This window comes from Mucilaginibacter sp. (assembly GCF_041660805.1).
GTDB lineage: Bacteria > Bacteroidota > Bacteroidia > Sphingobacteriales > Sphingobacteriaceae > Mucilaginibacter.
Window position 1 is genome coordinate 273,925 of sequence record NZ_JBAZVP010000003.1, and the last position, 24,307, is coordinate 298,231.

At 41.8% G+C, this 24,307-nt stretch carries 12 protein-coding genes; all 12 read right to left on the reverse strand.

Features of this window, described 5'->3' with window-relative positions; genetic code table 11:
- Nucleotides 1-6: 6 nt before the first annotated feature.
- Nucleotides 7-1,965: an SGNH/GDSL hydrolase family protein gene (locus tag WC743_RS06605; protein WP_373011079.1), complete on the reverse strand. Its 1,959-nt coding sequence runs from the start codon at nt 1,963-1,965 to the stop codon at nt 7-9.
- Nucleotides 1,966-2,072: 107 nt separating this feature from the next.
- Complete coding sequence (locus tag WC743_RS06610; protein ID WP_373011080.1) at nt 2,073-4,268, reverse strand: alpha-galactosidase; 2,196 nt, start codon at nt 4,266-4,268, stop codon at nt 2,073-2,075.
- Between the two features lie 20 nt (nt 4,269-4,288).
- On the reverse strand, nt 4,289-7,630 hold the full coding sequence (locus tag WC743_RS06615; RefSeq protein ID WP_373011081.1) for a DUF5107 domain-containing protein: 3,342 nt from the start codon (nt 7,628-7,630) through the stop codon (nt 4,289-4,291).
- 9 nt (nt 7,631-7,639) lie between these two features.
- Nucleotides 7,640-8,980 carry a sugar porter family MFS transporter gene (locus WC743_RS06620; protein WP_373011082.1) on the reverse strand — a complete coding sequence of 447 codons (1,341 nt, stop codon included), beginning with the start codon at nt 8,978-8,980 and terminating at the stop codon, nt 7,640-7,642.
- Complete coding sequence (locus tag WC743_RS06625) at nt 8,961-10,001, reverse strand: aldose epimerase family protein (protein ID WP_373011083.1); 1,041 nt, start codon at nt 9,999-10,001, stop codon at nt 8,961-8,963. Before WC743_RS06625 ends, WC743_RS06620 begins: the two co-directional genes overlap by 20 nt.
- Nucleotides 10,002-10,003: 2 nt before the next feature.
- Complete coding sequence (locus WC743_RS06630) at nt 10,004-12,220, reverse strand: hypothetical protein (protein WP_373011084.1); 2,217 nt, start codon at nt 12,218-12,220, stop codon at nt 10,004-10,006.
- A 186-nt stretch (nt 12,221-12,406) separates the two neighbouring features.
- A complete protein-coding gene (locus tag WC743_RS06635) occupies nt 12,407-13,723 on the reverse strand; it encodes a vanadium-dependent haloperoxidase (RefSeq protein WP_373011085.1) in 1,317 nt (438 codons plus the stop codon).
- The gene (locus WC743_RS06640) at nt 13,720-17,064 is read right to left on the reverse strand and encodes a VCBS repeat-containing protein (protein WP_373011086.1); all 3,345 of its coding nucleotides are present in this window, start codon (nt 17,062-17,064) and stop codon (nt 13,720-13,722) included. The genes WC743_RS06635 and WC743_RS06640 overlap by 4 nt, the downstream gene beginning before the upstream one ends.
- An 84-nt stretch (nt 17,065-17,148) precedes the next feature.
- On the reverse strand, nt 17,149-18,825 hold the full coding sequence (locus tag WC743_RS06645) for a RagB/SusD family nutrient uptake outer membrane protein (protein WP_373011087.1): 1,677 nt from the start codon (nt 18,823-18,825) through the stop codon (nt 17,149-17,151).
- Between the two features lie 5 nt (nt 18,826-18,830).
- The gene (locus WC743_RS06650; RefSeq protein ID WP_373011088.1) at nt 18,831-21,926 is read right to left on the reverse strand and encodes a SusC/RagA family TonB-linked outer membrane protein; all 3,096 of its coding nucleotides are present in this window, start codon (nt 21,924-21,926) and stop codon (nt 18,831-18,833) included.
- 468 nt (nt 21,927-22,394) lie between these two features.
- A complete protein-coding gene (locus WC743_RS06655; RefSeq protein ID WP_373011089.1) occupies nt 22,395-23,309 on the reverse strand; it encodes an AraC family transcriptional regulator in 915 nt (304 codons plus the stop codon).
- A gap of 225 nt (nt 23,310-23,534) precedes the next feature.
- On the reverse strand, nt 23,535-24,071 hold the full coding sequence (locus WC743_RS06660; RefSeq protein WP_373011090.1) for a hypothetical protein: 537 nt from the start codon (nt 24,069-24,071) through the stop codon (nt 23,535-23,537).
- Between the last annotated feature and the right edge of the window lie 236 nt (nt 24,072-24,307).

Here is a 24,307-nt window from a genome sequence, read left to right on the forward strand (position 1 = left end):
AGTGATTCAGTCATTCTTAAAAAAGTTTACAATTCGGCAGCTTGTGCCCCGGCTATTTATGTTTTTGGCCTCATTCACCTTCAGAGTCAGTACGTGCTTTCCTCTTTCCAGATTACCGTCAAGCAATACAAACCAGGGCAAATGAAGACCACCGCTCCATTCCGTATATAAATCGACGGTTGTAAAAGGCTTGTTATCAATACTGTAACTGATTATTCCTGCATCCGGCCCTGAAAGAACCACCACTCCAATAGCTGTTCCGTGAAAGGGTAACTTAAGAGAAGCTCCAGGTGTAACAGCACCCAATACCGGAATATTTACGAACCCATCCCGTGTACCTGCCTGATCATTCGGCACCCAGTTTTCATTCATCTGCCAGCCGGAATCATACCTGGCATTTTTAATGCTGTAATAATTCCCGTTATTAAAGCTCGAAGCATTCATTATCCGCCATGGTGCCGATGCCTTTGTACGTGATGTACCCAACGAAACCCACTCCTCAAAGCTCGTCTCTAAAAGTGACTTAATCGTTTGGAAGTATAGTTCCTGGCCAAATGCGGACGGATGAAGGTCTTTGAAATCATCTTCCCAACTAAATTCGCGGTTCTTCAGTTTGTCATATACTTCCCTGGACAGGTTGATGGAAGGTAAACCGTAGTGAGCGGCAACCAGTTCGTGATTGATGATTTCAACAGGTGTAACACCTTTATTATAATCGTTGTTTTTATATGGGTCTGCAAATTCAAGCAACAAAATATCGGTCAGAGGATTACTGTGACGGGTATGCCTGATGATTCCTTCAAGGCTTCTGACCTGAGTGAGGCTATCCGTTCGGTTAACTCTGTCGTTTACAGCTGCCTCCAGAACCAGTAAGTCAACTTTCCCGGAATCCAGCACGTCTTTTTTTAGACGGAATGCGTGCGGCAAGCTACCCAGCGAGGGTATACCCGCTGCAATAAAGCGAAATTGTGTTTCCGGAAAGCGCTCCCGTAAATAGGCACAAACCTTTTCACGCCATCCGGGATTATATGTGATAGAACCACCCATAAAAGCCACATTGGCTTTTTTTGCGCCGATAGCCGCCTCGTAAAAATGATTAAGGCTATTTCGTAAAGTGAAGTACCGGTTATAAGAGAGCACACTTTTTACCGGATAAGAACTGGTGAAAATAAAGTCGGCATAAGTGCCGGAATGCTTGATCGGAAAATGATGTCCTTGTAATTCCTGCGGACCTTCAGTTACAGGATAAACCAGGGTTGGGCCACCGAGATTTGTATAACGCTGCACAAAAAGGTCGGTATTTTCTTCACGCGGAGCCAGTTGGTCATGAATTCCGATCACATTAAGTACAGGCACCTTAAAGGATGCGAGCCCCTCCAGGTGATCAACCGGATTGTCGTTATAGGCGATGGCTTGCTCCTCTGTAAAATGGTATACCGCTTTGAGTTGTCTCCAGGCGGTAGAATCACCCGGCCCTTTGCCCTTTCCCCCCGGCCAGCTTTTAAAATCATAAACCGGCGTTTCATTATAAATGCAGCTAACCTTATCCGGGTTCCGTTTTGCCCAGGTCATAGCATACAGGGTCCCGCGGCTGACGGCTTCCAGAGCAGGCCGTGCTGCTAAATGGAGCGAATTAACCAGCCGCGCATAAAATGCATCCCAAATACCCATGGCATAGGGGCTGCCATACTGATCATCAACATTAATATAGGCTATAAAAAATCCCCTTTTTAATAAGATGCTGTCTATCTCAGTATGCCATTCAGGAAATGATGCACGCCATACCCAGGGGTTGCCCGGCAATGGTTTTTGAGGCTGAACATAGTATCCCTTGTGTTTCCCTACGTCAATAAAAACCTGCTTATAACCTCTCCATTGCCCCTGCTGTGTATGGTTTGCCGATTGTGCAGCCAGCAAAAAAGGTGCAAAAATGAATAATATAAATAACAGGCAGATTTTTAACATAATTCTAAGATACAACAGGCCAACGAGATTCGGTAAGGGAATCACGTAGCAATCCCGAAGGACACCAAGTATACCATTTACTATTCACTCACGGCCGATATCCAGAGCTACCCGCCGGCTAATTCGTTTAACTCAAGCACAACACTGGTCCTATTTGAATTAACTGATGGATCAAATCCAATAGTCATCAAAAAATCTCCTGAATAAATAAGCTGACCTGCCAATGCTGATTTAGTACCCGGATAAAGGCCTACCTCTGTAACCCGGTAATGCTTTTTAGGATCAAGGCCTTTAAAAAGTATTGGTTTGCTTTCTACCCCGTATCTATAATTAACAAGGTAATTAAAAACAACGGCAGATGCTTTTGCCGAATCAACATACATTATGGATGCAACATTATTTTTACCGGGGTCTGCAAGCCTGTACTGGTCGCCCTGCCAGATAATTGGCTTTACCAAATTATAGGTCTTAACTGCGTTCTGACAAAATAAAAGGTCACTGGCACTTAACTTATTTATCACGATATCAAATCCAAGCCTGCCCATCATTGCTGCATCTACCCTGAACTTAAGGGGTTGCTTGCCCCAGTCAGTTACATGGTTCGCGCTTGCTATTGCAGGGTAGAAATAAGAATATTCCCATTGCATAAAAATGCGTTCCAGCGGGTCGGTATTATCGCTTGGCCAATACTCGGTAAAATACTTCAGCGCACCATAGTCAACACGACCTCCACCACCAGAACAAAGCATCATTGGTACTGTAGGGTATTTTATCCGGATCCTATCAAGAACCTTGTATAATCCTTTTACATAATCTACATAAAACTGCGACTGATTTTTACCCAGATAATTGGAGTGGGCATTATAAATAACAGCATTACAATCCCATTTAATATAAGCAAGGCCCGGATTTTTTATAAATAATGAATCGATAATTCCATAGACAAAATTCTGCACCGCAGGATTTGCCAAGTCAAGAACAAGCTGGTTTCTGAAATAGTATTCCGGTCTTTTGGGTTGTTTAATTACCCAGTCGGGATGCTTAAGATAAAGATCACTTTTAGGGTTTACCATTTCAGGTTCTACCCATATACCGAATTTAACGCCTTCCTTTTGCGCTTCCTTTACTAAAGAAACAAGGCCATTAGGTAGTTTTTTCTTGTTTTCCTGCCAATCGCCTAAACCGGCATTGTCACCATTCCGTGGATATTTATTGCCAAACCAGCCATCGTCCAGTAAAAAGAGATCTACGCCAAGCTTTTTGGTATCCTTTAAAAGGCCACTGAGTTTACTTTCATCAAAATCAAAATACGTCGACTCCCAGTTATTCAGTAATGTATATCGTGAGCCTTTTCCGTCTGGTATTTTATAGTTTCGCGCCCAGGTATGCAATTTTCTACTGACGTCACCTTTGCCTTTATCAGAAAATGTATATAAAAATGCCGGTGTTGTAAAGTCCTCACCAGGTTTAAGTGCATATGGCGATGCATAATTATTTATACCTGCAATAATCCTCAAATTATCCTGCGGGTCTACCTCCAGGTCTATTTTAAAATTACCGCTCCACTCCAATGAACCATACAAAACACTACCCTCATCCTCAGTAGCGGGCTTGTTAAGTGATACCATAAACATGGATGGTTCAAATAAATTTGCCCGCGTGCCTAATTTAGAATCCAGCGTTTTTATCCCGTGGGTCAATTCAGTTTCTTCCGGCTGCATTTCCTTTGCCCAATCGCCATGATACTGCCTTAACCAATAGCTGCCGGCTTTCAGGTATAAATTTGCCGACGCATATTTATCTAATACGATATTGCCTTTTTCATGATGCCTGATCACGCTCCACTGCTCAATTACATCCTCTTTATAGTATAATTTGTAATATAAGGTTACTTCAACCGGGTAGGCCGGGTCTTTAAGTAAAATACTCACAAGTGAAACATCATTGCCGATATTTTCAATCTTATGACTGATATATTTTAAATCAAGCGACTTGTTCCCATCGGCATGGGTAACTGAAATGGCGGGTTCTGCCAAATTCCTCGAACCGGAAGAAGTGTAGGCAGAATTCAACACGCCGGTATAATCTGCCGACGTCTTATAAACTTCGGTTATCTTTTTATACTCAGCCTGATCAGCCAGCTTTTTACCAAAATAGATGGTTTTTAAATCCCCTCCCTTATCTGCTTGTAGCAGCATAGCATTGTGTGAGGTAATAACCGGGATAACTACCTGTGCAATGGATATTTTACCCAATGCAGTAAGCAATAGCCAAACCACTGTTCCTTTTTTCAAAAAATTCATATCAGGATATTTATAAAAAACTAATTAATCTCGCCCCGAAATTCCCTTGTTATCTCCAGGTGTACCTTGCCGCTTGTGTGGCTGGCGTCGAGTTCTAAAACCTTACTAAAAAGTTCACTGGCCTTATCCAGTTCATCAAGCCCGAGGTGACCAAGCCCCTGTATAAAAGCAGTGTGAATGCGGTTTCGCAAATTAAGATCATCTTCAAATATTAACAGGTTTGGCAATGAAACTGCGAAATAATCGAGCTTTACATCATCCTCAGCATGTGTTTTGCCATAATCCACAAGCTTGCTGAATATCTGCAGGGCCCTTTCGTGGTTGCCGAGCTTTTTGTGTGCTAATCCCTGGTAAAAAATTTTATCGGGCTGTTGGTCATTATAAAAAATTGCGGCTGAAGGTTCATCAAGGCCGATTGTGGCTTTAGTGAAATACTCATTCGCAGCGGCAGACATACCTAATTCCTGATGGGCGCATCCAAGCCAGTAAAAGATGTCATTTTCCTGTGCTCCATAAAGCTTGCCTTCCCCAAGATTGAAGGGATAGGTTTGAGCCATGGTTAAATATTCTATCGCCTTTTCAAGCTCATTTTTTTGGATGCATTTACGGGCAATCTGTATCAGGCTTAAAGTATATTGACCGGATACTTTTCCTTCGCCACCTTCCCAGGGATGAAACTGCCTCTCCTGTATCAGTCGTAATGCGGTATCATACTCGCCGGCAAAATTCAGCAAGCTTATGCGCTCAAGGTAAAGATCATCTCTTTGCAGAGTAACAGGCAAATGGCTTTCCAGAAATTTAAGCCGCAGATGGGGTTCCCTGTTCAGTCGCTTATAAAGCTGATCAAGCTCCATTAAAACGCGGGCATCTGTGGAATCCAGCGAAAACGCCCTTTCAAAATAGTTTAAGGCCTTCTCGGCATCATTCTCTTTATTAAAATAGGCGATCCCCAGATTTCTCAATACGGTTGGAAAAGATTTATCAAGCTTTACTGATTGCTCCCAATAGCGGATAGCATCGGCATATTGCCTTTTATCATAATAAAGATTACCTAAGTAATATGGTGCCCGGGCATCTTGTGGGTTAATGTTTGAAGCGGTTTCTAAAATCGCGATCTCTTCCAGCCTGTTAGGAAAGCAAATATAAGGGTCGGCTTTTTCTGCTTTATTATACCATTCCTCTGCTTTTTGCTGTTCACCAGCCATAAAGTAGAAATACCCTAAACTGTAAAACACCATCGGGTTGTTTCCCTCCTCTTTGATGGCTAATTGCAATAACTGTGCTGCCTCTTTAAACAAGCCGGCTGCTGCATAATCCAGTGAATATTCTATAAAATTACGTTCGTCCCCTCTTGAAAGAGTTAATAGAACAGATTCCGGATTGCTGGCTTCCTCCTTCTGGCCGAGTTCCGTCAGCACTATTATCTTTTCATTTATGGCGCCAAAATTAAAGCGGTCGACACTCAATGCTACCTCACAAATCTGCAATGCAACATCAAACTGCTTCAGTTTCCGATAGGCCGCTGCTTTAATAACATATGCTTTGCTGCTATTTCTATTATTATTCAGCGCTTCATCTACATGCGTTAGTGCAAGGCTGTAATTTTGCCTCATCATATCTATTTGCGATAAAGCAAGGTAACTACTGTCCTTCCAGGCACTGCTCCATGTGGCCTTGAAATATGCCTCGTAAGCTTCATCATGCCTGCCAAGGAAGCAAAGACACAGCCCCAGATTGTAGTAAGGCTCGCTATCATAAGGGTTAGGATTGCGGCCAATGCTTGTTTCAATTGCCGTTCTGAAATAGCTTTCACTTTTGTCGAATTTTCCTTTACGCAGGTATAATTTACCAAGGGCGTTATTGTTACGAATATCGGACGGTTCCCGCCTTAGTGCCTCAGTATAATAATCAATAGGATCATATGTAGCGTGCCTGTATTGCTCCAGATGCTGCCCGGTTAAAAATAGCTGCTCGGTTGTTTTGATTTGAGCAGGCGGCAACGCGGGACTTGCAGGTTGAGGTATGGCATTCTTCTTATTTTTGGAAGGCTCATAGCGGAGCATTTCAATTCCCTGATCAGATAGAATCCTTATAACGATTTCGTTTTCAACAAATGCTTTTTCCCCGATAATTTCTTTGGAGAATACCTTTTCTGGTGATAAAGAAATAAGTTCGTTAAATATCACTTCTCCCTGGTGAGATATTATCAAGTTTAAACTATCCTGTACGGATGTTGCATACACTTTTACATTCAGAGTATTGCCTGCCGTATCAGCAGCCAATAGAATATCCTTGCTCGCATTTTTAACCACCCCAAGCTCCTGGTACGGTAAAAAATACTGAGTGAAAGATTTTTCTTCATTTGGCATCAACCAGCTAAAATCTGGCTGATTATCTGTAAAAACGCCGGTCATTAATTCAATATAAGGCCCATCTTCGTCAGTAAGGTTGCGGTCCCATGCCTGCCCGAAATCGCTATGTCCCCAGGTCCATTGCTTCTTTCCGGGCGAAACATGATGATCGGCCACATGTAATAACCCTCCTTTTGAATCGTGTTCATATCCGCCAACAAAATCATAATCGGAATTGATAGCCATATAGGATGTTGGTACCGGAATATTTTTATACATGGAAATATCAGTCCCCGGCGAATAATCGACTTTATAATAAGTGCCTGTGGCTATTGGAAAATCGGACACATCACGCTTGCCATGATCAAAAACAGCATTTACATCAGGCGGAAAAACTGACTGGTAATAGTCATTCACTTTAACTGCCGGGTTTGCCCACCATAAAAAAGTTTGCGGTAACCTTGACCTGTTATACAATTTAGCTTTTATCTCGATATATGCCTTGTCTGGGTACAAAGTAAAGCCAACCATACCCTTAGTATGAAACATTTTCTCCACCTCGTTAACCCAAACCGTTTTACTGCCGTCGCTATTTTCGCTCAGGTCAAAATCAATAGGTTCAAACGTACTTGGTCTGTGGTGCTGGGGCCAGTTAAACTCTATACCACCTGATATCCACGGACCGGTTAAACCCACCAAAGCCGGCTTAATTACCTGGTTATAGTAAATAAAATGCCTCTGTTTTATTTTGTCAAAAGCCATTTGTATACGGCCGCCAAGTTCTGGCAGTATCATTATCTTCAGGTATTTATTTTCAAGAAACAGGCCTGTATAATCCTTATCCGTTTTTTCATCCTCAATTTTTTCAATTACCGGGTTAGGATATACTACGCCACTGCTTCCCTGATAAACCCTTTTTTCAAAAAACATTGGGTTTTTATCAGGCTTACCTACTCCATACGTTGGAATCGTTACCGTTTCCTGCCAAACCGATACAGTTAACTCGTTCATTTTATTCAATTAGTGTCTTATTAAATTATCTTCAAGTTCTTCCAGTGTTTGCCCTTTGGTTTCCTTCACTTTACTTTTCACAAACAGAAATCCTAAAAAGCAAATAGCCGAGTACAGATAAAACGGTCCGTAGGTACCCAGCTTTTTAGCCAGTATGGGGAAAGTAAATACCAGGATAAAATAGGCGCTCCATAACGATACTATAGCCACTGAAGAAGCCGCGCCCCTGATATTATTTGGAAATATCTCGGAAATGAGCACCCAGGTAACCGGTGCAAGTGAACAGGCATATATACCAATAGCCAGCAATACAAAAATAGAGACCAAACCCGCAGACAGGTGTTGCTGCAGCAGAAAGGCCAATACAATATAAACAATTGATAAACCCAATGAGCCTATCAACATCAACGGTTTACGGCCAAGCTTGTCTACCTGCCACATAGCCAGCAGGGTAAACAATAAATTGACAATCCCTATCGAAACAGTTTCAAACAGCTGCCGGTTTAAATTTGCGCCGACCGATTCAAATATCGTAGATGTGTAATTGAATACCACGTTAATTCCGCACAATTGCTGAAAAACGGCCAATGTTATACCTACAACCACTGCCGGCCGCACACTTTTAGCAAAAATCTCTTTGAAACCCGCAGCCGTGCCACCTGTTAAAGACTTATTTATGGCCGTTACAGTTTGAGATACAAAAGCCGCCGATCCTATTTTGTTTAAAACCTTTTTAGCTTCTTCTTCCTTGCCGGCTTTGATAAGCCATCTGGGGCTTTCTGGAAGCCAGTTTACTCCTACTAAAAACAGCGCGGACGGTACAGCACCTAATCCAAACATCCAGCGCCAGGCATCCGCGCCTGTATCAGCCAGAAAATAATTGACAAGGTTGGTTATCAAAATGCCGATAACCACGGTTAGCTGATTTATAGCTACATTCCTTCCTCTAACTTCTGCAGGCGATATTTCCGCGATGTACATGGGGCAAAGCATTGATGCCATACCTACGCCAATGCCTGCTGCAAAGCGCATGATAACAAAATAAGTGAGGCCCTGTGATAAGGCTATCCCGACAGACGAAACAGCGAAAATGACCGCGGCTATCATCAAACCAGGCTTTCGCCCATACTTATCGGCAAGTTTGCCCGAAAACAAGCACCCTACAATGCAGCCTAAAGCCAGGGATCCTGTCAAAAAACCTTCCCAAACCGGATCCAGTGCAAATTGCGTACGCAAAAAAGGCAGCGCTCCGGATATCACAGCGAAATCGAAACCAAAAAGATACCCCCCAAGTGCCGAAATAAACGATATGCCAATAATATAGCGGTTATTATATGTTTTGCTCTGCATCTGTTAAAGTTGAAAATTGATAAATAATTTGCTCATCATAATGCATACCGCGCTTTAATACCGCCGTTGGGAATGATGAATGATTTGGCGCATCCGGATATAACTGGCATTCCAGACAAAGCCCATCAAAGCACTGATAGTATTTTGAAGTTTTGCCCGGATAGGTGCTTGTGAGATGATCACCTGTATAGAACATTAAGCCCGGATAGGTTGTGTATACGCTAAGCCGCCTGCCTGATTTCTTATGATCTAAAACTGCAGCTGGCGTTGCTACATCTGTATTATTTAATATATAATATTGATTAAAGCCGGAAATTTCTGCTTCGCGAAGCTTATCAGCTATTTTGTTATTGGTAAACAACCAGTTCCGGGAATCTATTATTTTGCCTGTCGGGATATATTGCTCATTGGTTTCGAGCAGTTGTCCCGCATTTAATGAAAGCGTATGATCAAGAATATTCTCCCGTTCGCCCGATAAATTGAAGTAGGCATGATTGGTAAAATTAGCGATGGTATCTTTATCGCATATTGCCCGGTAATTTATTTTGAGTTGATTTTCTTCTGTCCATTGATAGGATATATTTAATTTCAGATTGCCCGGGAAGCCCCCTTCACCATCCGGAAGATCCAGGCTGAACACTATTGTATCTCCTTGAGTTATAAAATCAAAAACTTTTGTGTGGCAACCACTTGTGCCGGAATGGTTGCTGTTTCCCATATCATTGGCCTCCAAATTATATTGTTGACCGTTTAACGCAAACCCTGCATTACCTATCCTGTTGGCAAACCGGCCAATAGATGACCCCAGGTAGCATTTGTCATCCAGATAACCCGCTAACTCATTAAAGCCAAGTACGACATGTTCTAATTTCCCGTTTTTATCCGGCACAACTATCGACACAATACCTGCACCATAATTGGTTAGCTCCACGTAAGCTCCGCTTGAGTTTTCAAGCTTAAACAAACAGACCTCCTTATCCCCAAAGATTCCCCAATTTTTAGTACTGATATTAATGCTCATATTTAATTTTCGGGGGTTATTGTGACCATCAGCGCATCTGCCGGACCGCTATTTAATTTAAATTCAGACTGGCCTTTCTTAATTTCACTTAATATTTTGCCGGTTAAAAAATCTTTTACCAAATACGCTTTATTTTTATCCAAATGAAGTGTAGTCAAGCTGATGTTCTGAAGGAAGTCCTTTTTCATATCAAAGTTGAATAAAGCTACATAGAGCGTTTTACCCGGCAGGTAGAAAGACAGTTGTTGGTCAAGAGAATCGCCATCAGCAAATCGTAAGGGAATGAAAGCCTTTGGTTGACTAAAAAAATCTGAGATCTGTTTATTATCAAGAAATTTTCTCGCCCTCTCGGCAGCTAACTGGTTTCTAAAATCCGAACCATCCCCCAATATACTGCCCATCACCATTAATGAGTAAATGCGGACTTTTATTTCCGTCTCGCTAAGGTTTGGGTACTGTTGAAAACTCTTCATAATAGTAACATCCATATTGTTGAATGGATATATTGTACCCTGAACCCAGCCCATATGTGACCCTGTTGCCAGTGAAGCCTCTGTTGAGCCATAATGCGGAAAGCCCTTTTCATCATCACGCAAGTGAGAATAAACATCGGTAGAATTAAAGCGGGTATGGGCATATTGACTTGGAAACAATGGTGAAATAGCCTCTGTAATAAAAATATCTTTGCCCATTATAGAGTCGATAAGGAATTTTAGTTCTTTCATTCCCTTGCTATACGCCTGCATCCCCGTTCTCACAGAATGATCATAACGAACGGACGTTTCAAGAGTTCCGGCTGTTAAAAAATCTATCTTTAAAAATTTCGCGTTGATAGTCTTTGCTTTTTTTAACTGGTAAATAATGTACTGCCTGATGGCCGGATGGGTTGGATCCATTGCATAAGAGCAAAATTTTCCATCCTTATATAAAATTGGCTGATGATTATTATCTCTAAGTAAAACATCGCTGATCAAATAATCGGTGCCTTGCAGCTTTTTCCCTTCATAGGCATCCTTCCAGGTCCACAAGGCAAACGGGATGAAATAAAAGCCCATTTGCTGATTGTTCTTCCCTGCATATTCCCCAAGGGATTTCAAAACTTCGGTCGAATATATATTCTGGTCATAAGAATCGATACTTAGCACAGGTTTTGAGTGACTGCTCAAATTTTTCAAGGTATGCAAAAAGTCCGACACCTGTTTTACGCCCGGAGGCATCATAATACCTGAAGAGCCTAATACACCCTCCACGCCAAAGCTATTCCAATAAACAGGTGCGGCGCCCGCCCACGATAAGCGCCCGTTTACTTTCGCATTTACCTCCCCATATTCGGTTAAGGATTTCCTGATATCAGAAGAAGCTGCTAAATAAACATCCGGCGAATTGATTGTTTGACCAAGCATGGTTCCGTGCTCCACCAGATCATGCGTACCGTCGTAACCACCATAGGCTGCGGGTAATTCTTTATGATCCGGCGTTGAAGCTCCACCAAAAATCTTTAGTGAATCAATCTGGCCTTTTTTGTCGGCGGCTCTGTAAGCTATGCCCGTTTTCCAAAAATCGTGACTGATGCTTCCAATGACCAACCCGAAAAACGTGAAGCGGTCATAAACAGATACAAAATCATAACTGATTCCTGATACTTTGGGTGCCCCCGGTTTCGCCCAACTCCTTTGTACTACACCCACCCAGTTATCATTATCAAAAGGCTCATCTAATATGCGCGGATCATTGCCTGGTATGGTAAGTTTGCCGCCATTGGCCGGTAAAACAGCGAGAGGACAAATATTCCTGCTTTCCATATTCGATTTATCCCTGGCAGAAGCTTCGGCATTGATTATAATATACGGCGATGATTTATATAACGTAAGATGTTGTACCAGGCTAATAGCATGGCGGTCATCACTGTGGACTATTGTTACCCGTAAGCCGGTGCCTAATTTATCGTGGAAAGGAGCAGTGGAAATTTTGTGAACCGAATAGTCACTACTTGAAAACGTACCGGCATGAATATCATTGACGTAGGCAGTAGCATTATCAATGCGCATTCCGTTCGTAAACTTATAGTTAATAAGGCCGGTTTGTTTACTGACCGATATAGACATGCTATTATTTGCGAGAACTATGCGGTCTTTTAACTTTTGAACCGACTGAGCCAGACAAAAATTACCTGCCAGTATCAATCCCATAAAAACCCACGAACGTAATTTTATTTCCATTCTCATTTAATGATTGGCAAAACACATTTAATTAATTGATGCATGGGCCTTTCAGCCGTCAGCAAGTTTCTAATTGGCGTTAGTAAAGTTGCCTGAAATGAACAGATTAAAAAATAGCTAATGTTATGGTAATAATGGACTATTTTACTGAATATACAAAATAACCAATTCCAATAATGCATACTGTTATTTTAGTTTTTCCAGCACCAGGCTCCCTACACTACTGCCCTGTATAATTCCCTTTTCAATAGCATCCTTAAAATGTATCCCACCCCAAAAACGCGACATTGCGGCTTCATTGGATGCCTCGGTAAATGAGGTGTAACTTCTTGGCCTGATGCCAAATTTCATCTCTACATTATCGGTGTAATGAAATTTGTCGCCAAAATAGTGAGTTAGTATTACCGCCGAGGCAGACGATATCACTGAATGACCACTGATATACTCCGGGAAAGGCGGCGTTTGGAGCAAAGGCCTCCAGTTAGGATCAATGTACTTTCTTATGGCGGTTTCAGGACGAATCCTGTTAGTCCGGTATTTATCATCCCAGCAGCAAATAAAACCATCCGTCAGCCCTATGGCTACGGCAGTATGTATCTTCATTGCCTCTGAAAAGCTTTTTTTAGCCTGATTGCAGGCAATACCGGTTATACCCATCCAATGCGCCCCGGGTGATATCTTTTTTAAGCCGATGAGCATGTGGCCATTGTTCTCTACAGCAAAGGGGTTACAGTCCCAAAAACCTGCTATGGCACGGTGCTCGGGGGTTAATTCGGCTCCTCCTTCCTTGTAAACCTGCCAGGCATATTGATAGAACAACGAATTTTTATCGGCTGAGAATTGAGCAGGTTCCACAGGCAGGAACTGCGAGGCCGAATCAAGTGTAAACGGTCGTATTGTATTAAAGTAGGGTTCTACGGGTGCCATGTAAGCCGGAGGTGTTGGCACCCAGCTACCCGGCTTTACCGGCGGGGTATAACGAGTAAAATTACTGATCCGGTTATACTTATCAGCTTTAGCATAGGCCAGCACCTTTTTGCTCAACAGCCGGGCATACTGAACGGAACTATCTATCACACTGCTGCTAAATCCTATTCTCCTGCAGGAATCAATAAACTTCTCCTCGTATTTTACCATCAAAAAACCCGATGGCTGAAGCTTGCCCGATGTTTCCATCATACAGAGAATTGCCGCGAGAGAAACATCATAGCCAACTAATTGCGCAGGTTTTGAAATAGCGGGGTATTCATTTAACTTTCCGTGCATGGATGGTACAGAAGCATTATTTTCAGATATAACTTCATATCCTGCCAAACAGGTATAGGCAAAAAACCGGGCTGCCAAAGGCGGATTGGTCACATCATGTATCATGATGGCCGACATTTGCGTGATCACTTTATTAATATCCGAAGCAGCAAGTTTGGGCTGATCAGCTTTATGGCAACTGCCCGTAAATATTACCAGAAGCGCCAGGGTAATTGGCAATCTAAATCCTTTTTTCATTTCGCATTCAATTGATAAGACATGAGTTGGGACTGATTAACACCTATCAGCACTTGGTGATTAATTTCTAAAACGCTCCTTACATCACCCTTAATTTTAAATCCGGACTGCTGCTGTGGGATATAATTAAAATTGCCCTTTCCATCGCCCTTTAGTAACATCCCATAGTTAGCATCATACTTTCCAAAACGTAATCGTGCTTTGTTGATATTTCCGCAAAGCAGCAGATCTGTATTCCCGTCATGGTCATAATCTAAGGCATTGATGGTAAATATTGGCGAATTCTGAACTTCTACAGGCAATGGCTTTTCTTTAAGCTTACCACTGGCATCACTTAAAAAGCAGGTAGTTTTGAAATCATTTGCCTGCAAATGACCAGCACCGCGCATTTCGTCCGAGGTAAACAATTCATTGATGCCCGCATTGGCAAATGACTGATAATCCTGGAAACGCCCGCGCATGATGCTCAACTGGTCAAGCAATTCATCACGTGTCATATAAGGATAGCTCTTGTGCTGAATATAAAAACACAGTATGGGATCAACAGCACCATTATCATCAAAATCTTTATAATACATTTCGGCAGGCTCCTTATCAGTGCCTTTATATTGGGTATTCAGCCCTACATTGCCAATAATTAAGTCGGGGTGCCCATCATGGTTCAAGTCGGTAACGCATAATTTGTTCCACCAGCCGCTGTATTGCCCTGCAAGGTATGTCCTGGTCTGGTTAACCAGTTTCCCGTTAACATTTATGCATATGGTCACAGGCATCCACTCGCCAACCAAAACCAGATCCGGGTGGCCATCCTTATTGAGATCGGTCCATGCGGCATCGGTAACCATCCCAATATGTTGCAACTGAGGCGCAAGCTGCTTTGTTTGATTAACAAAATGCCCCTTACCATCGTTGATCAGCAAATAACTTTCAGGGGTTTCTGGATACCTGCCGGGTACCACTCGCCCACCAATAAAAAGATCAGAGCGGCCGTCGCCATTTATATCTGCCGCAACTACACAACCTTTACTGCTCAGCACAGGTGGAAGCGCATCATTCGCTCTTACAAAATCACCTTTGCCATTATTAAGATATAACCTGTCCTGTAACAAAGGGTCGTTGGGTGCCAAATTATCATAGCCGCCAGAGCCAACATACAGATCCGGGTGTCCATCCCCATTTGCATCAATAAATACAGCCCCGGCATCGGTGTATTTACTATCCGCTTCAAATGAAGCTACCTTTTTCAGCAGAAAGCCCCCACCTTTTTGCTGTATGTATAATTGCGCCGCCCGGCCGTATGCGCCGCCTATGAATATATCATCAAGGCCGTCAGCGTTTACATCACCCTTAACCATAAGGGGGCTTGCAAAAGACATAGGGTTAACCATTAAAGGCTGACGCTTAAAGTCATTCAATTGATTTTTTTCCTGGTTATATTTTACCGGGGGAACGATTGAGGTAAAAATAGGCTTTGGCAGTGCCGGGATATGATAAATTTTTATTGCATCTGTTTCTTTCAATTGCAGCAATTGATCTGCTTTAACATTGCTAATTACCTGGGTTGCACCCCGCGGCCAAACAACCCTAACCGAATCAATCTGGCTATTCTCTCCTAAGCCAAAATGAAGTACCGGCGTTACTCCCGACTGGTATCCTCTATCAGGCATCTGCTCCAGGTATTGTCTCTTACCCTGTTTATATAAAAATACTTTAGCGCCAACACCCTGTGTATTTTGCCCGGAACCTTCCAGCCTGATCTGCAGATAATGGTTTTTAAGCTGCTTATTGGCCTTGTTATCATAAATAAATGCCTTTTTGTTGATATTATTAACCACCAAATCAAGGTCGCCATCATTGTCCAGATCGGCATAGGCTGCGCCATTGCTGTTAGCAGGCTGGTTGATGCCCCAGTCCGCGCTTTTGTCTATAAAAGTTGAATTCCCATTATTTTTGAAGAAATAACTTTTCACATCGGTTGAAGGCATGTGTTTGAGGATGTCAACAATTTGTTCGTCGCGTACATCCTGACCAACAGAACTCAGGAAATCATTCCTGTATTTAACAAAGTCATTATTGGTTAAGTCGCGTAATAGTCCGTTACTTACAAAAAGATCTTTCCAGCCGTCATTATCATAATCTGCCAACAACGGCGACCAGCTCCAATCAGTATTGGAGATGCCAGCAAGCTGCCCTGTTTCAGAGAAGGTGTTGTTCCCATTATTCATTTGAAGCATATTGCGCATGTACTGGTAATAAAAGCCTACGCGCAGGTTCTGCTGAAACAGTTCATAATTATCTGGAGTAAACAAGTTCTTTTGCCTCAGATTACTTTCAGGCAGCATATCTAAGGTGTAGATGTCAGGATGTGCGTCATTATTAATATCAGCTACATCATTTCCCATCGAAAAAAGAGAGGTATGACCAATCTGTGCAGGTAACTGATCTGTAAAAGTCCCGTTTTTGTTGTTGATATATAACCTGTCAGGCACGGCATAATCATTAGAAATATAAATATCCGGCCAGCCATCGCCATTAATATCTGCAATTCCGGCACCAAGGCCATAGGACAGCCCCGAATTATTAATCCCTGATTTAAGCGTAATATCATTAAAGTGGCCATTGTCATTCCTGTATAGTTTAGTCCCACTCATGGGGTCAGGGATCTTCTCTATCGCCGGAACAGTTGCATCATCAAGATTGGTAAACTGCCGTGGATTATGGTCAAGCAATAGCATATCAAGGTCGCCATCTCTGTCGTAATCAAAAAAATACGCTTTGGTGCTGAATGATCCATCAGCCAGTCCATATTTCTCTGCTTCCTCGCTAAAATGAGGAACACCGTTACTATTACCCTGATTGATGAACAACTGATTCTTACGCATTTCTATCGGGTTACTGCCCGAGTAGCATACATATATATCCATTTTGTTGTCACCGTTGATGTCCACCATTGTAACACCGGTTTTCCATCCCTCCACCCGGCCAGCAACTCCAGCAATAGTTGTAATATCGTCAAACTGCATATGCCCCTTGTTAAGGTAAAGTTTATCATCAGTCATATTGCCCGAAAAATAAATATCCTGCAAGCCGTCTCCGTTTACATCACCAATAGCTACACCTGCGCCATTATAATAATATTGATAAAGCAGAATGTTTTTCTCGGCAGTCTCGGTAAGCTGGTTGCTAAACTGGATACGAGTTTTAGCGGAATCAAGTAAGGTAAAAAGGGTTTTCTGTGAATTCTGGTCACTTTGTTCAGGGGAATTTGAATGGCAACCTGACATAGCAACGAGAGCAAGCAGGATCCACAAGTACCGTGAAGAATGGGTTATAAATGACATATTATCAGCTATATATAAAAAAGCAATTCGCCTCACATAAATGTAAGGCGAATTGCTTTTTTATTTTAATTAATATTCACGATTTTAATAACCAGGGTTTTGCTTCAACAAACCGCCTGAGGCCAGTATCTCGCTTTGAGGTATAGGCATCCAGTAGTTCTTGTCGGCAAACTTTCTGTCTGTAAGGGCAACAAATTTGGTATAAGTAATTGTTCCATCCCCATTCTTAACCGGGCGAACGCCATAGGCAGGTACATTCTCCGTCACGTTAGCAATTTTCCATCTGCGTACATCAAAGAACCTATGATCTTCAAAGCTCAGCTCAACCTGTCTTTCGTTTTGAATGGCAGTACGCATAGCCGACTGTGATAAGCCAGGTGTTATACCCGGCATACCCGCCCTTGTGCGGATAAGGTTCAATGCGGTGTAAACGCTATTATCCGGGCCGACAGCTTCATTCTGTGCCTCTGCATAATTTAACAGAATTTCGGCATAACGGATATATTTGAATGGTTGTGTCTGGCTCTGATCTTTATAAAGATTCAACGGATCGTCCGGATTTAAATTCTCATTCATATACTTAAGTATATAATAACCCGTAAGTGTGGTGTTCCAGTTGGCTATCCCATCCTTGCTATCCTTACCACCAGGTGAGAAAGTTTCAACCGGGCGCCCTCTGTATGGGTGGCCGTTGTATAACACAGTTTGTGCTAAGCGCGGATCGCGGTTGGTATATGGGTCCTGCGGATTGTACCCTGATCCCGGCTCGGTTATAGCCTTACCGTTGCTCATTTGAAATGCATCTACAAAATTTTGAAGCGGAGTATTACCACCCCAACCATTATAACCATTAGGGCCGTTAAGTAGTTCAAGCTGTGAGTGTTGTACAGAGGTTGAATACACCCTTTCATAAACATCTTCGCTGGTTGCATTGGTTAAAAATTCGTTCCTGTAATTAGGGAATAACGTATAAGTGCCCAAATTCATTACAGCCTTCGCAGCAGTTGCTGCTGCGGCCCATTTGGCGGCATCATTTGCTCCGTTGGTATAAAGCGGACTCGCGGCATACAGTAGTAATCTTGACTTAAGCCCCATAGCAGCACCAACACTGGCACGCCCATCAGCCAGGCTAACATTTTTCAAGCCTGCAATTGCCAGTTCAAGCTCACTTACAGCATAGGCAATACAATCTTGTTTTGGGCTTCTGGTGTAAAGAGGAGTAAAATCCCTGTCAGTAAGGCCCCATACTTTATCACCAACTAATGGCACATCCCCATAAGCACGTATCAAATCATGATAACGATAGGCACGAATAAAATGAAGCTCGGCCTTTAACCTGTTTTTTGTAGCTGTGCTCATCGGCACGTTATCTATATTGGCGAAAGCATAATTGATCTCGCGGATACTGCGGTAACTCCTGAACCAGAAATTACTCATAAAGCTTGCATTATCCGGCGTTATATTACCCTGTTGAATAATAAAGGATCCGTTATCCTGGGTATGGATAGATTCATCAGTAACTGAGCTTAACCACGGCGCATCAAAACCGCGCTGGAAACTTGGCCCCGAGTTTTCACTGGTTAATTGTACACCGGTATACCGGCCAATTACATAGGCCTCAGTTAATACCGAATCTGCAAATATGGCCTGGTTAGAAACGAGATTTGTTGGGGTTGTATCAAGATAATCCTTTTTACAGGCGTTTATTAATAAGATGCCTATTGCACTTAAAAATAAAACTGATTTATTTATATTTTTCATTTTTATTAGAATGTTACGTTAGCACCTATGTTGTAAATCTTTTGTTGAGGATAGAAATATCCTGTTTCATTCTGGCCTTCCGGATCGTAATCCTTAAGTGAGGTAAATGTTAACAGGTTATATCCGCTTACATACAATCTTATAGCATGTACCTTTAGCTTTGATGCCAGGTTCTGGGAGAAATTATACCCAAGCTGAACATTTTTCAGCCTTAAGAATGATGTATTCCTTAACCAAAAGGTGCTTCTTTGATTAGAATAATAAGTACCTGAACGATCATTAGCCCTCGGATAAGTTCCGTCTGTATTGGTTGGCGACCAACGGTTATCAGCCCATGAACTTGGGAAGTTAGCAATGGTTCCGGCATCCGGCAGTAAATATTGCACTACATTTTTCTGCCCAGCAAATAAGATACTCATATCAAAGTTTTTGTAGGATGCCCCGGCTGTTATGCCGTAAACAATTTCAGGAACATTTGATTTATTTGATCTAACCCTGTCAGACGCATCTATTTTGCCATCGTTATTATAATCCTGATATTTCAAATCACCGGGAATTGTTCCTGATAAATGTGGATAAGCATCAATTTCAGCCTGGGTTTTAAAAATACCCATTGCCTGATAATAAAGATCTGAGGCCATAGGCAGCCCGGTGAATTTCTGGTAAGGCAAAGTATTTGGAGCTTCATCAAGGTAAACCACTTTGTTTTTAGCATAAGTAATATTACCACCTACATTAAACCGGAAATCGTTAATCTGTTTATTGTAATTTATTTCAGCTTCAAAGCCGCTGTTATTAACTTTTCCTATATTCTCGTCTGGGATCTGGTCATTGCTGACCCCGGTAACACCTGGTATGCTGGCACTTCTTTTGGCGAGGATATTAGAGCGCTCTTCTTTAAATACATTCAGCGTTACAGAAAGATCCTTGAATAATGTTGCGTCTAAACCCACATTATACTTTTTAGAAACTTCCCATGTAATATTAGGGTTGGCCAATAAATAATAGGTTATCCCGGTAGCATTTATCTGGTTTCCGGTAGCGAATACACCGGTTGAGAAGCCGAAATTATCAAGATATTGATTTGCGCCAACCCTGTCATTACCCAATTTTCCATATGACGCTCTCAATTTCAGGTCGGTGAATAATTTGGAGTTTTTCATCCATGATTCTTCCGACATACGCCATCCCGCAGATACACCCGGGAACAAACCAAAACGATGACCAGGCGCAAAAATGGTTGAACCATCATCCCTTAATGAAACTTCAAGTAAGTATTTCTCCTTGTAATCATAATTAAGACGGCCAAAATAGTTTTGGCGGGCTGTACGATAGCTGCCACCACCATTTCCCTGATCGGTAGGTGCAGAACCACCCTGACTTAGCTCAGGCAAATCTGTAGAAAGGAAATTGATGCGGTACGCATTAAAATTCTGATCATTTGTTTGGCTTTGTTCAGCTGCCACAAATGCAGAAAGAGTATGCGGGCCAAACGAATGCTTGTAGTTCAATTTAAGATTTGTAGTTATCAAACTAATTGTCTCGGTGCTTTGGCTTAGTTGAGGTGTTGATTGCCCCCCGTGCACCGGCGTATAAGTAGTGGAGTTCTTATCATATAAATAAGTAAGATAAGGCTTTTGAAAACTTTTGGAATTATTGACCGATTGATCTACCGCTAAGAACCCGTCAAGACTTAAACCTGGTATTGGAAGCTGATATGTGCCATTTAACGTACCATTAAATACACTAGTAACACTTTTTGATGTACCAATTACGTCCCCGTTTACCATTAGTGCGGGGTTTTGGCCACCGGCATCACCCGGCGAAGGTAAGCCGTTGGGATAAAACGCCGGAATAATAGGATATTGGTTATAGACCAACCCAAACAAGGTGGCCGCAGAGTTTCCGGCTGGTGAGATGCGGTTTTCCTGACGGTAGGCCAGTTCCACACCCAATTTCAAACGTTCATTTACTTTTATCCCAATATTTGAAAGCACATTGTTTTGTTTGTATTTGGTTGCTCCGTTCTTATACAAACCGTCCTGATATTGGTTACCTAATGAAACATAATAGTTAATTGCATCAGTTCCACCCCTTATAGATAAGGACTGTTTATCTTGTAAAGCAACTGATTTTAAAACTTCCTTTTCCCAATTGGTATTTGGGTAATTTAATGGGTCTGATCCGTTGCCAAACTTGGTTATATCATCAGTGGTGTAAACCTGATTTAATCCACCTGTAGGGTTTCTGTAATAAGCTATCTCATTTTGTAAAGTTGCAAACGTGGGCGCATCGGCAAGTTTTGGCAAATTAGATGGCTGCATAAAACCCTGGTTGTAGGAGTAACTTAAGGTAGGAGCTCCTGTCTTTCCTTTTTTAGTAGTAATGAGTATAACACCATTGGCAGCCTGTGCTCCATAAATGGCAGCTGAGGCATCCTTCAATACAGAAAAGCTTTCCACATCGTTAGGATCAAGGCGTTCAAGGCCGCCTAAACGGTTGGCAACACCATCAATAACAATCAGGGGGCTGTTATTTCCGTTTGTGCCTCTTCCCCGTACTAATAATGAGGAACCATCATAACCAGGCTCGCCTGAAGTATTGGATGCCACCAATCCCGGAACCCTGCCGGCAAGGGAATTTGAAAGGTTGGGTTGCGGGCTTCTGGCCAGTTCTTCTCCCTTAACGGTTGCAACTGAACCCGTTAACGTGGCCTTTTTCTGAGTTCCGTAACCCACTACCACAACTTCATTAAGGTTGGTAGAACGGCTATCAGGTGCTAATTGGATATCAATTTTAGATCGCCCGGCAATATTTGCTTCCGTTTTAAGGTAACCAATGAAAGAAAAAACCAGGGTCTGCGCGCCATCGTTAACACGTATGCTATAAGATCCGTTTACGCCGGTAGGGACACCTACCGTTGATCCTTTGACAACCACAGATACACCGGGCATAGGTGCACCTTTTTCATCGGTGACAGTTCCTGAAATTACCCGGCCTCCATTTTGGGCACGGACCTGCACTGCATAAATTACCATGATGCCTATCAGCATGATAATTTGCAATTGCTTAAACTTAAAAGTCTGTAAAATTCTCATCATATTATATTTAAGTATATTAATTGGTTTGGTAATGGCATCATTACCCGTAAACTGAACAGCTATCTGATCAGCTTATACCGGGGCAAATTTTTTCATGTTAATAAATTAGAAAACAATAGCTTTAATACTTTTTCAGTTTCAATAGTTAAAACTGACATGGTTAACCAGATCAAACAGCACGGAATTATGCATCGAACCTTATCTTTCTTATTTAATGAAAAGAAAAACCGGCTTTTGAATTAAAGGCCTGGCTGTTTGATAATTTATAATTAGTTGATGTAAATGTCAGCTATGCCCCACTCAAAAAGAATAGCTATTTTTATGGAAATGATGGACTATCTTACGGCGTCGGCAATTATATTAAACCGACGGGTTGAAATATATTTATTCCTGCTTTAATGGAATACATTTACCTGCTTTGGGAAAGCAGGATAAAGAATTAGAAGATTAAGTATATAGGTCTACCGGTCAGGCGCCGGTTGGCGGTTTCAATTTCTTTTTATACTCGCTTGGGGAACTCCCCATCAGCTTGGTAAACATCCTCGAAAAATAATACTGATCTTCTATGCCCAGGGTTATTGCAATGTTTTTTACTGACATATTGGTAAATGCAATATATTGACAAGCTTGCTGGATCTTCAATTGGTTGAAATACTCAATAGGTGCATGCCCGGTCTTTGACTTAAATATATAAGAGAAATGAGAGGCAGATAAGTTTGCAAAAACTGCTAAGTCTTCCAGCTTTAACATTCTTGTGATGTTTTCCTGCATAAAGCTTACCGTGCGCTCAACAATATCCGGCTCATTCTTCTCTATGTTATTGAACATGTCGTCATAGATCAGTGACGACAAGAAATGAGTGAACGTCATGTTTACATACCGCAGAATATCAGTACCATACCCTTTTTCAAGGTTTGTATAAATGTCCTCAAATAATTTAATCCTATCATTGTTATAGGAAAGATAAGGCTTATAGTTCTGTGAATTTTGAAGGATCAGATCGATGAAGAAAGCCGCTGCTTCGCCCTTGAAATGCACCCAATAAATCGTCCACGGGCGATTTTCATCTGCTCCATATTTATGCGGGGTATTGGCGGGTATGGCAATAAACTGTGAAGGCGATACAATGATCTTTTTTTTATTGATCTCTACCCAACCATTACCTTCGGTACAATAAATAATAATATGCTGATTAATACCTGCCGGTCTTTCGGCATAATGAAACTGCGCTTTGGGATAATATCCAATATCGGTAATATATATTTGCCGGGTCAGCGGGTCGATGCTTAAGAAATTCGTAATTATCTTTTTAGGTAACACGATGAGCTTTTGGCCTTGAAAACCCTCTCTGCGCCTTAATATCATATTCTTTTCTGCTTTCATGGAGCTCAGCCTGGTAAATATTTGGTAAAGCTGATAAAAAATTTATACTTTTTTATTAATAAAAACACGTTGTAATTCTTTTGAGGAAAACAATACATCAGCAGTTGTAAAAGCAATACAGGCCGATGTTTCCATCGGCCTGTATTGCAGTATTACTATCCCAAGCTAACTGGTGGTTTAAGATCACCATTATTATCGATTAGGCACCTCCTATTAAAAGACCAATTAATTAAAGATAAAATTAGGGCTGAAGTATTGCTTGACAAAAACGGTGTCCTTAATCGATGGATCCGCTGTCCCCTGTAATATCACTTTACCCTCAAGCAGCCATCGTGCCTGGTCTGCCGGCTTTTCTGGCGTAGTGTTTACCCCTTTTACATAACCGTCTACCGGTTTAAAAGAAATCAGGTAACAAGCCGGACACAACTGGCTGAATTGTACCCTATTGGCCAACAGGTCTGCTTTAGTCAGTTCAAAGCTGTTTCCCTGCATTGGCGCCTTTATATACACGGAAGTTGAGATACCGGGAGATTGTTCTTTAAACCAAAATAAACGATATGTACCTGTCTTAAAACTGTTGTCAACTTTTAAGTCCGCTTGTTCTGTAAACAGGTACTCACAGCCTGCACCAGACCGGCAGGAGGTTAAATTTTTATCATCGATTTTTACCTCTTTCTGTACATCGCCCTTTTTAGTACAAGATAAAAATAGTGTCATGCCGGTCAGCAGTCCGAATAATAGCAGGTAGAATTTATTTTTCATTGTTTGTGTGATTTAATATACTTGTTACGAAAGCATAAATAAGTGTGCTACAGGCAGCTATATTATCTTTTTGTTAACAAATAGTGATGTAAGCGCAAATCATCAATAATGGCGGTCAGCTATTAATATTAAAAGGCAAGCGGTAAACAAAAAAATATAACCTGAAGCAGCAGCAGCCATCTCAAATTAATGTTATCCTGTCACCAATTTGCGTTTGCTTTAAACTATATTTGGTT

Excerpts from the sequence above, each read along its gene's own strand:
- WC743_RS06615 (WP_373011081.1), bottom strand. The coding sequence starts at position 7,630 with ATGAACGAGTTAACTGTATCGGTTTGGCAGGAAACGGTAACGATTCCA.
- WC743_RS06605 (WP_373011079.1), bottom strand. The coding sequence starts at position 1,965 with ATGTTAAAAATCTGCCTGTTATTTATATTATTCATTTTTGCACCTTTT.
- WC743_RS06635 (WP_373011085.1), bottom strand. The coding sequence starts at position 13,723 with ATGAAAAAAGGATTTAGATTGCCAATTACCCTGGCGCTTCTGGTAATA.
- WC743_RS06645 (WP_373011087.1), bottom strand. The coding sequence starts at position 18,825 with ATGAAAAATATAAATAAATCAGTTTTATTTTTAAGTGCAATAGGCATC.
- WC743_RS06625 (WP_373011083.1), bottom strand. The coding sequence starts at position 10,001 with ATGAGCATTAATATCAGTACTAAAAATTGGGGAATCTTTGGGGATAAG.
- WC743_RS06640 (WP_373011086.1), bottom strand. The coding sequence starts at position 17,064 with ATGTCATTTATAACCCATTCTTCACGGTACTTGTGGATCCTGCTTGCT.
- WC743_RS06655 (WP_373011089.1), bottom strand. The coding sequence starts at position 23,309 with ATGAAAGCAGAAAAGAATATGATATTAAGGCGCAGAGAGGGTTTTCAA.
- WC743_RS06650 (WP_373011088.1), bottom strand. The coding sequence starts at position 21,926 with ATGATGAGAATTTTACAGACTTTTAAGTTTAAGCAATTGCAAATTATC.
- WC743_RS06610 (WP_373011080.1), bottom strand. The coding sequence starts at position 4,268 with ATGAATTTTTTGAAAAAAGGAACAGTGGTTTGGCTATTGCTTACTGCA.
- WC743_RS06630 (WP_373011084.1), bottom strand. The coding sequence starts at position 12,220 with ATGGAAATAAAATTACGTTCGTGGGTTTTTATGGGATTGATACTGGCA.
- WC743_RS06620 (WP_373011082.1), bottom strand. The coding sequence starts at position 8,980 with ATGCAGAGCAAAACATATAATAACCGCTATATTATTGGCATATCGTTT.
- WC743_RS06660 (WP_373011090.1), bottom strand. The coding sequence starts at position 24,071 with ATGAAAAATAAATTCTACCTGCTATTATTCGGACTGCTGACCGGCATG.